The sequence below is a fragment of the Streptomyces kryoterrae genome, assembly GCF_054072135.1.
This window is the reverse complement of the sequence record NZ_CM133358.1, coordinates 4649075-4660735: the sequence shown is the minus strand read 5'-3', so window position 1 is coordinate 4660735 and position 11661 is coordinate 4649075. Positions and strand designations below refer to the sequence as shown.

Annotated in this window: 10 protein-coding genes; 6 read left to right on the top strand and 4 right to left on the bottom strand. The window is 72.6% G+C overall.

Annotation, left to right across the window (positions count from 1 at the left end; translation table 11 throughout):
• Complete coding sequence (locus tag ACW4TU_RS20000; protein WP_457429373.1) at nucleotides 1-693, top strand: copper homeostasis protein CutC; 693 nt, start codon at nucleotides 1-3, stop codon at nucleotides 691-693.
• A 157-nt stretch (nucleotides 694-850) separates the two neighbouring features.
• Here ACW4TU_RS20000 and ACW4TU_RS19995 read toward each other — a convergent pair whose 3' ends face one another.
• A complete protein-coding gene (locus ACW4TU_RS19995; RefSeq protein ID WP_457429371.1) occupies nucleotides 851-2926 on the bottom strand; it encodes a HelD family protein in 2076 nt (691 codons plus the stop codon).
• A gap of 307 nt (nucleotides 2927-3233) precedes the next feature.
• Between ACW4TU_RS19995 and ACW4TU_RS19990 the strand changes: the two genes are divergently transcribed.
• The gene (locus ACW4TU_RS19990) at nucleotides 3234-3419 is read left to right on the top strand and encodes a hypothetical protein (RefSeq protein ID WP_457429370.1); all 186 of its coding nucleotides are present in this window, start codon (nucleotides 3234-3236) and stop codon (nucleotides 3417-3419) included.
• Between the two features lie 12 nt (nucleotides 3420-3431).
• On the opposite strand, the gene ACW4TU_RS19985 is transcribed toward ACW4TU_RS19990, so the two are convergent.
• Nucleotides 3432-5111 carry a DNA repair helicase XPB gene (locus tag ACW4TU_RS19985; protein ID WP_457429368.1) on the bottom strand — a complete coding sequence of 560 codons (1680 nt, stop codon included), beginning with the start codon at nucleotides 5109-5111 and terminating at the stop codon, nucleotides 3432-3434.
• A gap of 198 nt (nucleotides 5112-5309) precedes the next feature.
• Between ACW4TU_RS19985 and ACW4TU_RS19980 the strand changes: the two genes are divergently transcribed.
• Nucleotides 5310-5855, top strand: a complete 546-nt coding sequence (locus tag ACW4TU_RS19980) for a hypothetical protein (RefSeq protein WP_457429366.1) — start codon at nucleotides 5310-5312, stop codon at nucleotides 5853-5855.
• 11 nt (nucleotides 5856-5866) lie between these two features.
• Here the strand turns inward: ACW4TU_RS19980 and ACW4TU_RS19975 are convergent, their stop codons facing one another.
• Nucleotides 5867-8422 carry a helicase-associated domain-containing protein gene (locus ACW4TU_RS19975; RefSeq protein ID WP_457429365.1) on the bottom strand — a complete coding sequence of 852 codons (2556 nt, stop codon included), beginning with the start codon at nucleotides 8420-8422 and terminating at the stop codon, nucleotides 5867-5869.
• Nucleotides 8423-8615: 193 nt separating this feature from the next.
• Between ACW4TU_RS19975 and ACW4TU_RS19970 the strand changes: the two genes are divergently transcribed.
• Both ACW4TU_RS19970 and ACW4TU_RS19965 read left to right on the top strand, forming a co-directional pair.
• A complete protein-coding gene (locus ACW4TU_RS19970) occupies nucleotides 8616-9620 on the top strand; it encodes a hypothetical protein (RefSeq protein ID WP_457429364.1) in 1005 nt (334 codons plus the stop codon).
• Nucleotides 9621-10121: 501 nt separating this feature from the next.
• Complete coding sequence (locus ACW4TU_RS19965; protein ID WP_457429362.1) at nucleotides 10122-10772, top strand: HAD family hydrolase; 651 nt, start codon at nucleotides 10122-10124, stop codon at nucleotides 10770-10772.
• On the opposite strand, the gene ACW4TU_RS19960 is transcribed toward ACW4TU_RS19965, so the two are convergent.
• Nucleotides 10745-10999: a hypothetical protein gene (locus ACW4TU_RS19960; protein ID WP_457429360.1), complete on the bottom strand. Its 255-nt coding sequence runs from the start codon at nucleotides 10997-10999 to the stop codon at nucleotides 10745-10747. The two genes, ACW4TU_RS19965 and ACW4TU_RS19960, sit on opposite strands and share 28 nt — an antisense overlap.
• 226 nt (nucleotides 11000-11225) lie before the next feature.
• Here ACW4TU_RS19960 and ACW4TU_RS19955 point away from each other — a divergent pair, with 226 nt between their 5' ends.
• Entirely contained in the window at nucleotides 11226-11609 is a 384-nt protein-coding gene (locus ACW4TU_RS19955; protein ID WP_164317505.1) for a cold shock domain-containing protein, read from the top strand.
• Nucleotides 11610-11661 lie beyond the last annotated feature (52 nt).

Here is an 11661-nt window from a genome sequence, read left to right as displayed (position 1 = left end):
ATGAGCCGGCGCGCAGTGCTGGAGGTGATCGCCCTCGGTGTCGAGGACGCCGTCGCCGCCCGGGACGGAGGGGCGGACCGGCTGGAGCTGGTCACCGACATGGCCGCCGACGGGCTCACCCCGACGGTCGCGGCCTTCGCCGGGATCCGGGACGCCGTCGACATTCCGCTGCGGGTGATGCTGCGGCTGGCGGACGGGTTCGGTGCCGGGGACGTCGACCGGTTGGTCGGGGTCGCCGGGGAGTTGCGGGGGGCCGGTGCGGAGGAGTTCGTGCTGGGGTTCCTCGGGGCGGACGGTGGTGTCGATCTCGCTGCCGTCGAGCGGGTCGTGGGGGAGATCGACGGTTGCCGGTGGACGTTCCACCGGGCGATCGACCATGCCGTCGACCGGGATGCGTTGCGCAAGCAGCTCGACGGGTTCCCCGGGCTGGACACCTACCTCACCGCCGGTTCGGCGGTGGGGGTCGACGACGGGCTTCCCACGCTGCTCGCGGAGGCGGCGCGGGGTGGGGAGCCGGGGTATGAGCAGCGGCTGCTGGTGGGGGGTGGGTTGCGGCTGGAGCATGTGGCGCGGCTGCGGGCGGGGGGTGTGGACGCGTTTCATATCGGGGGTGCGGCTCGGCCGGAGGGGTGGGGGAGGCCGGTGTCGGTGGGGGCGGTTGCGGAGTGGCGGGGGGTGCTGGACGGGGGGTGACGGGGGTTTTCTCGCCCCCGCCGCCCCTACCCGTCCCGTTCCTGGGGGCTGCCGCCCCCAGACCCCCGCTTCGGCCCTGAAGGGGCCTCGTCCTCAAACGCCGGACGGGCTGAAATACCAGGGCCTGGGCTGGATAGCGACGGCGAACGGGTGGGTGTCAGGTCAGCTCGCCCGGTAGTGGCGCCGCGTGCACCACGATCAGGCCCGACACCGCTCGGGTCAGGGCCACGTACAGCCGCCGCAGGCCCGTGCGCTCGTCCGGTTCGCCGTCGACGACCGCCTGGGGTTCGTCCAGGACCACGTAGTCGTACTCCAGGCCCTTGGCGAGCGACGCCGGGACCAGGGTCAGCCGGGTCTCCTGCGTCGTCTCCTCGCCCGGGGAGAGGTGGCCGAGGCCGGCTGCCGACAGCGCCTCCGCCAGCGCCGGGACACGGGCGTCCGCCGCGATCAGGCCCGTCGAGCCCTCGTTGCGCAGCAACTCCTCGCAGGCGGCCACCACTTCGGCCGGGTCGTCGTTGATCGGCCGTACGTCGAAGAACCCCGGGTTCTCGCGCACCGACGCCACCGGCGTCAGACCCGGCGCGATGTGCGGCAGTAGGCGTGAGGCGTACGTGATCACGTCCGTCGGGACGCGGAAACCCGCCGTCAGTTCCTCCACCACCGCGTCCGACTTGCCCAGGTGACCCAGCGCCTCCTCCCAACTCCGCGTCGCCCAGGGCGTCGTACCCTGCGCGAGGTCGCCGAGGACGGTCGCCGAGCCGGTCGTGCAGCGCCGGCCCACCGCCCGGTACTGCATGGGCGAGAGGTCCTGCGCCTCGTCCAGGACGACATGCCCGAGGGAGTGCGTGCGCTGGACCAGGTCGATCGTCTCGTCGATCAACACGGCGTCCGCGGCTGACCACTTGGCCGCCTTAACGGACCGTACCGGCTTCGTCCGGAGGATCTCCTTCTGCTCGTCCTCGTCGAGGATTCCGGCCGCGTGCGCGGCGAGGAAGTCGGCGTCGGTGAGCAGCCGCAGGACGAGTTTCGCGGGGTCGACGGGCGGCCAGACCGCCTTCACGGCCGCCTTCACCGCCGTGTTGCGGGCGACAGCGTCCTGCACACGGTCGTCCGGGGCCTCGCCCGACCGTTCCATCTGCACCAGCACCATGTGCGCGATGCGCTGCGGCAGGGCCTCGCGGGCGGCGCCGTAACGAATCCCCCGGTCCAGCAACTCCCGGACGATCTCCTCCAGTTCGTACGCCGGGACGCGCCAGCGCCTGGACCCCCGTACGACCATCACGGGCTCGGTGGGCAGGGTCACGTGGGAGTAGACGGCGTTCCGGAGGACGTCCGCCATCCTCGCGTCACCCTTGACGATCGCCGCCGGCGCGTCGTCCGTACCGTGCACCTCGACATGGGCCACCAGGTCGTCGACGGTGGCCTGCTTGACCTCCAACTCGCCCAGCGCGGGCAGCACTTGTTCGATGTAGTGGAGGAAGGAGCTGTTCGGCCCGATGACGAGCGTGCCGGTACGGGCCAGCCGGTCGCGGTGGGCGTAGAGGAGATAGGCGACGCGGTGCAGACCGACCGCCGTCTTCCCGGTGCCGGGACCGCCCTGCACGCACACCGAGCCGCCCAGCCCGCTGCGTACGATCTCGTCCTGTTCGGGCTGGATGGTGGCCACGATGTCGCGCATCGGGCCCACGCGCGGGCGCTCGATCTCCTGCTGGAGCAGCTTGCTGGTGGTCGCTGCCTTCGATGGATCAGCCGGGTCGGACAGGTGCTCGTCCTCGTACGCCGTGAGGTCCCCGCCGGTGTACCCGAAGCGGCGGCGCAGGGCGACATCGAGCGGGTCCGTCTTCGAGGCGCGGTAGAACGGCTGGGACACCGGCGCGCGCCAGTCGATGACCATGGGGTCGCCGTCGGCGTCGTGGACGTGCCGGCGCCCGATGTAGAACTGCTCCCCCTCCGCGCCCTCGGCCTGCTCGGCGCCGGGCGCGTGCAGGTAGTCGAGGCGGCCGAAGAACAGCGGGGTGTGACTGAGGTCGGCGAGGGCCTTGATCCGCTCCCCGATCTGGCGGGAGAGGACCGCCGCGTTGACCCAGTTCGCCGTGACGTCCTTGATGTCGAGGGACTCCGCGTCCTCACGCATGGCGCGCAGGGCCGCTCGGGAGGCGGAGAGATGGGAGCGTTCGCGGCCGAGGGGGTCGTCGGAAACCGGGTCGTCGGAAACGGAAACGGGGCTGGACAAGGGGGTGCCTCCGGATACCTGCGGCACGAAGTGCCGCGTATCTGCTGCTCGGGTGTGACGTCGAGTGCCGACCGGTTTCCGTCCGGGCGGCGGCGCTCCACGACGGGAGGCGGGCAAGAGCGGAGATCCTAGGGGACCGGAGGAGGCGGAGGCCAATCAATATCCGGTGTACGGCGTCCGCAGTCCCCTAGGGGGCGGACTCCACCATCCTGTGGGGGAGACGTCCACCCGGAGTCGTACGGGGAGACGACGGAGGTTCGACCCGCAGGCGGATGGCGCCGCCGCCCCCGGAAGCAACCATGGATACATGAGCACAGCAGCCTTCACCTCCGCGTCCGTAGCCTCCGTCCGCTCCGGTGCCACCCCCGTGCGGGGCGGCCAGCGGCACCCCTTCGGCGACGCCTTCCGCGCCGTCAAGGTGTTCGCCGGAGCCACCCTGAGCGTCGTACTCCTCGGCGAGTACGGGGAGGAGGCGGGCGTGCGCCGCAGGTGAGCGGCGCACCGCTCAGCCCTCGGCTCCCTCAGCGCCTTCGACTCCCCCGGCGTCCCCCGCCAGCAGCTCGTCCGCGTCCATGATCCGGTACGCGTATCCCTGTTCCGCCAGGAACCGCTGGCGGTGCGCGGCGAAGTCCTGGTCGAGGGTGTCCCGGGCGACCACCGAGTAGAAGTGGGCCTTGTGCCCGTCGGCCTTCGGCCGCAGTACGCGTCCCAGCCGCTGAGCCTCCTCCTGCCGTGACCCGAAGGTCCCCGAGACCTGGATGGCCACGGTGGCCTCCGGCAGGTCGATCGAGAAGTTCGCGACCTTGGACACGACCAGCACACTGATCTCGCCCTGGCGGAACGCGTCGAAGAGTTTCTCGCGCTGCGAGTTCGGCGTCTCGCCCTTGATGACGGGCGCGTTCAGATGCTCGCCCAGTTCGTCGAGCTGGTCGATGTACTGGCCGATGACGAGGATCTGCTGCCCGGCGAAGCGCCGCACGATCGCCTCCGTGACCTTGCGCTTGGTCGCGGTGGTCGCGCAGAAGCGGTACTTCTCCTCGGTCTCGGCGGTGGCGTACGCGAGCCGCTCGGACTCGGTCAGATTGACCCGCACCTCGACACAGTCGGCGGGCGCGATGTAGCCCTGCGCCTCGATCTCCTTCCAGGGCGCGTCGAACCGCTTCGGCCCGATGAGCGAGAAGACGTCCGACTCGCGCCCGTCCTCCCGTACGAGGGTCGCGGTGAGACCGAGGCGCCGCCTGGCCTGCAGATCGGCGGTGAACTTGAAGACGGGCGCGGGCAGCAGATGCACCTCGTCGTAGATGATGAGGCCCCAGTCGCGGGAGTCGAACAGCTCCAGGTGCGGATAGACGCCCTTACGCCGGGTCGTGAGCACCTGGTAGGTCGCGATGGTGACCGGCCGGATCTCCTTGCGCGTCCCGCTGTACTCGCCGATCTCCTCCTCGGTCAGCGACGTCCGCTTCACCAGCTCGTGCTTCCACTGCCGGGCGGAGACCGTGTTCGTGACGAGGATGAGGGTGGTGGCCTTCGCCTGGGCCATCGAACCGGCCCCGACCAGCGTCTTCCCCGCCCCGCAGGGAAGGACGACCACGCCGCTGCCGCCGTGCCAGAAGTTCTCCACGGCCTGCTGCTGGTAGGGGCGCAGCGCCCACCCGTCCTCGGCCAGCTCGATCGCGTGCGCCTCGCCGTCGACGTACCCGGCGAGGTCCTCGGCCGGCCAGCCCAGCTTGAGCAGCACCTGCTTGATCTGGCCGCGCTCGGAGGGGTGCACGGCCACGGTGTCGGGGTCGAGCCGGGCGCCGACGAGCGGGATGATCCGCTTGGAGCGCAGGATCTCCTCGAGTACGGGACGGTCCGTGCTCGTGAGGACCAGCCCGTGCGCCGGGTGCTTGGAGAGGGTCAGCCTGCCGTAACGGTCCATCGTCTCGGCGATGTCGACGAGCAGCGCGTGCGGCACGGGGTAGCGGCTGTACTGCACGAGCGCGTCGACGACCTGCTCGGCGTCGTGCCCGGCGGCCCGCGCGTTCCACAGGCCCAGCGGGGTCACCCGGTAGGTGTGGATGTGCTCCGGCGCCCGCTCCAGCTCGGCGAACGGCGCGATGGCCCGACGACACTCGCCGGCCTGCTCGTGGTCGACCTCAAGGAGCAGGGTTTTGTCCGACTGGACGATAAGTGGACCATTCACGTACGTGCACATCCCTTCCGTACGGCCTACGGCCAAACGTCCAGTGTGCCCTACCGGCCGACGGTCATGGCGGGGTACGCATCACAGCTGAGCCCGGCGGATCACAGTCGGCGTGGCCTTACGGGCAACCCCGGGGCCGGGACGGATGTCTGGTATGGCGGGAGCGGCGCGAGCGCGCGGCCCGGTGAGGAGCTCGCGGTGCGGTCGGTGGGCAGGCGTGCGGCGGGGCTGGGAGCCGTGGCGGTTCTGATGGCGACGGGGGCGTGGGCGCTGTGGCCGACGGGCGTCGACGCCCGCCTCTGGGGCGAGGTGCGGCCGGCGGTCGAGGCCCGGCTCGTGGCCGGCTCGCGGGGCGGTGGGGACGCGGAGACGGTGCCCGGGAGCAGGGTGCGGTGGTTCTGCCGGGCGGAGCCGCTGGACCTCGGCGAGGACGACGACGGCGTCGTACGGGCGGGCGTCAACAGCCTGTGTGTGGAGTACGGGGTCCGCGGGGGCGCTCTGGTGGAGTGCGGCGGCGCCCGGTATCCGCAGGTGCTGCGGCTGGAGCGGGAGGCGGACGGCGGCTACCGCGTCGTGTCGCGGGAGGAGCCGCCGGACGGTGCGGGGTACGCGGAGTGGACGCGGGACCACTTCAGCCACTTCGCCGAGTCCGACGCCGACGGCACGATGTCCTCCACGGCCCTGGAGACCGCTGCCCGCGTCCACTTCGGCCTGCCCGCGGACGCCCGGGTCGCCGCCTGCTGACGTGCACGTGCCTACGGCTGGTCGTCCGCCAGTTCCGCCACACCAGTGACCCGGTGCAGCGGATACGTCCGTACCTCGTCCGCCGTGTGGTCGTACGCCGTCACGAAGCCGCCCTCCACGCGGATGGGGGCGATGACGCGCTGGCTGGCGGCGCCCTCGGCGTTGACGTAGCCGATCCACACCGCCTCGCCGGTCATCACGGCGGCCTGCATGGTGGCCAGGGTCTCGGGAGGGCTGGTGCGCGGGAGGTCGCCGTTCGGGGCCGGGGTCTCCGTCGGCCTGCGCGGGGTCGTCGAGGCCAGGTCGCCCGCCCTGATCGCGCGGATCGCAGCCGAGAGGAGCGTGGTGTCGGGGGCCGGCGGGCCGTCCGGTACCGGGTCCGGGGCTGTGCGGGGCGGGGTGCGGTGGGCGTGGGCGCGGGTGATCAGGACGTCTCCCTCGGCGGACTCGGCGGCCGGCGCGAAGCCCATCGCGCGCAGGCCGTCGAGGAGCGTGGCCGGATCGGCCTGGGCGGCCAGCACCGTGGGCGCCAGGCGCCGCAGGCGCAGGTTCGCGGACCGCTTGTCGGCGAGGATCTCGCTGAGCACCGCGTCGTCGTCGCAGCGCACGTAGGCCGAGGCCGCGCCGATCCGCAGGTGTCCGTGCCTGCGCGCCACGTCGTCGATGAGGTAGGCGAGGGGCTGCGGGACCGGCGTACGGGAGTGGGCGGTCAGAAAGTCGTGCAGGTCGGAGGCGGAGCGGCCCGCGTCCAGGGCACGGCGTACGGAACCGGGGGTGAAGCGGTAGACCGTCGCGCCGCCCTTCGACTCGACGTCCGCGAGCACGCCGAGCATGTCGGCCAGCGGGCGCTTGAGGGGGCCCGGGGCCACCGCCGTCAGGTCCGCCTGGAGGAGGACGTGGTCGAGCGGCTCGGGCAGCAGCGGGGTGAGCAGCCGGGCGGCGGTGGCGGAGGCGACGGCCTGCTCGGACGCCGAGAGGGGTTCGAGGCTGTGGGGGTGCGGGTGAGGGTGGGCGTGATGGTGGACCGGGAGTTTGTCGCCGGGGCCGGTCGGCTCGGGCGGCTTCACCGGCGCGGCGGGGGCGCCCAGCAGCGCCCGGCCCTGGGACGACAGCGCCCCCCGGCCCGTGACGCCCAGCGACTCCGCCTCGGCCAGGGTCCAGCGCGCGAGCCTGGTGCGCAGGTCCTCGTCGCCCTCCCGGTCCTGCTGCGGGCCGCGCGTCGGACGCTCCCAGTGCAGGCGGGCCAGCACGGACTCGACGGTCGGGGACGTGCCCTCCGGGAGGGCCGCCAGCAGGGCCAGCACCCGGTGCCGTACCTCCGGCGCGGCCGACCGGTCCAGGGCCGGGCCGAGGGCGGACAGCGTACGGTCCTTGGCGTCCCGGCCGCCGATCACTCCGGACGTCCGGGTCGCCGTCAGCCAAGCCTCCGCGAGCCGCGCCCAGCGCCGGCCCGAGGGCCACTCCAGCCACTCGTCGTACGCGGGAGTCGCCGCGTACCGCTCGTCGGCCTCGCCGTCGGACGCCAACAGGCCTGCCGCGTAGGCGAGTTCGACCCAGAACGCGGCCACCGGCTCGGACACGTCCAGGGCGACGGCCGTCCGCTTGAGGTCGCGGACGCTCAGCCCGCCGGCCCGCAGCACCGCCGGGCCGCCCTCGTCCCAGTCCTTCAGCAACTCCTCGACGGTCGCGAGCGCGGTGTACGCCTGTCCGGCCGCCGCGTTGTCCACAACCTGTGGACGATGGGTCGCGGCGGGCTCGATCCCGGGCGGCAGCGGCTCGGTCGTACGGTGCGCCCGGCCGGCGCGCAGATGCAGGGCCACCTCGCGCGGCAGTACGACGGTTCCGGGCGCCGTGGGCAGGAGCAGACCTCGGTCCAGCAGCCAGCGCAGGTGTGCGGCCGGCTCGGCGGTGATCTGCCCGTACGGCGGGCCCCAGACGAGGCGCCGCAGTACGTCCACGGAGTCCGGGACGGCGCTGTCGAGCAGCGCGGCCATCCGCTTCCGGTCGGTGAACAGGGCGGTCAGCGAGGCCACCGCGCTCACCGCGTCGTGCGTCGACGTGAGCCCCGCCGCCGCCACGATGTCCTGGACCCGGCCCGGCGACATCCCCGACGTCGCCTCCGCGACCGTCGGCCCGAGCCCCGTCGGGGACGGATGCTGCGGCGAGGGCGCCAGCAGCTCACGGGCGGTACGGACGAGACGCAGCCGGTCCCTCCCGCCCCACACCAGCGCCTGCTCGCGCAGCGCGCTGAGGGCGCGGGGGAGGGCCGCCGTGACGGCGGGATCGGCCGCGTCGCCCGCGAGGAGGGCCAGCAGATCGTCGTACGCCGCCGGGTCCGGGGCCACGGCCAGCGCCTGCGCCGTCTGGAGCGTGAACCGGTCCAGGCGCTCCAGCGCGCGTACGACCGACGCGCGCGTGCCGGCCCGGGTGGCCAGCTGGGTGAGGTCGGTGGGGACGGGGGTGATGAGGTCCGGACGCGTGCGCAGCAGCGCGGCCAGGGACGCGTCGTCCCGCGCGCGAAGCGCCTCCGCGAGGGAACGCGGCGCCGGTGTCTCCTCGGTGCTCATCCCGCCCACGGTAGCGGGTGGGTGCGGGGAGGTGTCTCTCGTAGGTGCGGGTCGGTTGGTGTGGACGTCACTGGGGGCTGCGCCCCCAGACCCCCGCTTTCGGCCCTGAAGGGGCCTCGTCCTCAAACGCCGGACGGGCTGGATGGTGCCGACCGGCGTCAAGACGTGCGGGGCGCCGGTAACGTCTGGCTTCGTGGGTATCGAGAGCGACCAGGTCGTCTACGAGTATCTGAGCAGGGTCGGAGACCTGGCCCAGCAGCGGCAGTTGCCGTCCGGCGAGCGGATGCGGCTCGTCTCGGGGCTGCGTGCGGAGATCGACCGGCGCCGCGCCAAGGCCCCGGTCGACAGCCCCGCCTCCGTACGCCGCATCCTCGACCGCATCGGCACCCCGGACGAGGTCGTGGCCGGCGCGGGCCCCGGTTCCGGTGCGCCCGAGGCGCCGCGTGCCTCCGTGCCCGTACAGCGTGACCGTGAGGAGCCGCAGCGCAAGGGCAAGGGGCTCGGGCGACTCGTACCGCGCCCGCGGCCGGCGGAGACCGGCAAGGAAACGGAAACGGAAGCGGACGTGGGCGACCCCGCCCCGCCCCATCTCGCGGGTACGGACGAGCTCGGGGACCCGGACTGGTGGCTGGCGGGCCGCAGGGGCCCGTTCGCGGACGCGGACAGCCTCCCGGCCGGGTTCGTCGGCGGGGTGGAGATCCCTGACCTGCTCAAGCCGCCGCCCAGACCGCAGAAGCCGCAGCCGAAGCCGGCGGACGAGGTTGCCGAGCCCGAGGAGTCCGCTTCCGAGGGGGACGCCGAAGACGCGGTCGCGGACGCGCCCCGTCGACGGCCCCGGCTGCGCCTCCCCCTTCCCTCCGGCAGCTGGAGCAACCCGCTCCTGCTCCTCGCCGCCGGCCTCCTCGTCGCGGGAGCGGTCCTCGGCAATGTGTACGCCCTCCTCATAGGCTGGGCCATCGCCTACGCCTCGCGCCGGCTCTCCCAGGCCGAGACGAAGTGGGCGGTCGTGTACCTGCCCGGAGCGGCGGTCGCGGCAGGCGCCGGGTGGCTGTGGGGCCGTACGCAGGGCCGCTGGGGCGAACCCATCGCCGAGGGACACATGAGCGAGGCCCTCAGCCAGACCTGGCCGTGGGTGGTGAAGGGCGCCGCGATCGTCTCCGCCCTGTTCCTCGTCTGGCGCTCCCAACGCCTGCGTTGACCGCCGCCGCACTGACTCCTGCTGCCCCCGCTGCCCCCGCGTTGACGGGCCCCGCGCTGACGGGCCCGCCTCCGTCTTTGCTGTCGCCGTGCTGCCCGCGCCTGCGTTGTCCGTGCCGGTCCTTGCTGGCGCCGTGTGGAGCGCCCCTGCGCTGGCCGGCCCGCCTCCGTCTTTGCTGTCGCCGTGCTGCCCGCGCCTGCGTTGTCCGTGCCGGTCCTTGCTGGCGCCGTGTGGAGCGCCCCTGCGCTGGCCGGCCCGCCTCCGTCTTTGCTGTCGCCGTGCTGCCCGCGCCTGCGTTGTCCGTGCCGGTCCTTGCTGGCGCCGTGTGGAGCGCCCCTGCGCTGGCCGGCCCGCCTCCGTCTTTGCTGTCGCCGTGCTGCCCGCGCCCGCGTTGCCCGTGCCCGCCCTTGCTGCTGCTGCCGCCGCGTCGCCGCCCCCGCGCTGACCGCCCCCGCCACTGCTCCCGCCCCCGCCCCTGTCGGCTCCCGCACAATGGTGCATATGACATCCATGCCCTCGCCGACGCCCTCCGGCGCGTTCACCGTCGGGTTCGACCTCGACATGACCCTCATCGACTCCCGCCCGGGCATCCACGCCTGCTATCTGGCGCTCGCCGAGCGGACGGGCACGTACATCGACGCCGATCTGGCCGTCACCCGGCTCGGGCCGCCCCTCGCGGACGAGCTGGTGCAGTGGTTTCCGGCCGATCGGGTCGCGGACATGAGCGACCTCTACCGTGCGATGTATCCGGCCATCGCCATCACCGCGACCCCCGCGATGACCGGCGCCCGCGAGGCGATCGCGGCCGTACGGGAGTCCGGCGGGCGGGCGATCGTCGTCACCGCCAAGTACGAACCGAACGCCGAACTGCACCTGGAACACCTCGGCATCGAGCCCGACGCGGTCATCGGAAACCTGTGGGCCGAGCAGAAGGCGGTGGCGCTGCGCGAGCAGGGCGCGAGCGTGTACGTCGGCGACCACGTCGGAGACGTACGCGGCGCCCGGGCCGCCGGTGCCCTGTCGGTGGCCGTGCCCACCGGGCCCTGCGACGCCGCTGAGCTGCGCACGGCGGGCGCGGACGTCGTCCTCGACGACCTCACCCACTTCCCCTCCTGGCTGGCCTCCTACCGAGGTGTGGCCGCCCGCGCCTGACGGCGGCCCTCGGCCACCGACCGGAGCACCCCGGCGCCCGCGACGAGGAAGCCGACGCCCATCAGCATGCTCAAGCCGAACATGAACGTCGGGAATGGCGTCGTCCCGAGGAGGAACGGGGCCACGGTGACCAAAGTGGCCACCGCGCCGACGAAGAACACGATGGCACCGACACGGATCAGCCGATCTCCGGCCGCGGCGGAATTCGTTTGGGTTTTGTCACGCACTCGACCAGGGTAGTTCCCTGCCCGGAGGAACAACCCGGCGACGTCTTGTCACCGGCCTACGGACCATTAGCCTTGGTACCGGCGGGTCACAGGACCCGCCCCAGTGCTATCAAGACCCGTTTTCCCGCCAGCAGTTCGAAGTGCTTCGAAGCACTTCGAAGCACTTCACAGCAGATTCAAGCAGCCCGAAGCAGTTTTCCGACGAGTATGAGGACGAGGAACAGACGTGCCCACCGGCAAGGTCAAGTGGTTCAACAGTGAGAAGGGTTTCGGCTTTCTCTCCCGCGATGACGGCGGTGACGTCTTCGTCCATTCCTCGGTCCTGCCCGCCGGAGTCGACGCCCTCAAGCCGGGCCAGCGCGTGGAGTTCGGAGTTGTCGCCGGCCAACGCGGTGACCAGGCACTTTCCGTCGTGATCCTGGACCCGACCCCGTCGGTCGCCGCGGCACAGCGCAAGAAGCCCGACGAACTGGCCTCCATCGTCCAGGACTTGACGACCGTCCTGGAGAACATCACGCCTTTGCTGGAAAGGGGCCGTTACCCCGAGAAGACCTCGGGTGCGAAGATCGCGGGCCTGCTGCGGGCGGTCGCCGACCAGCTGGACGTGTAGGACGTGTAGGACGTGTAGGACGTGTAGGACGGCGTGTAGGACGTCCGGAGAT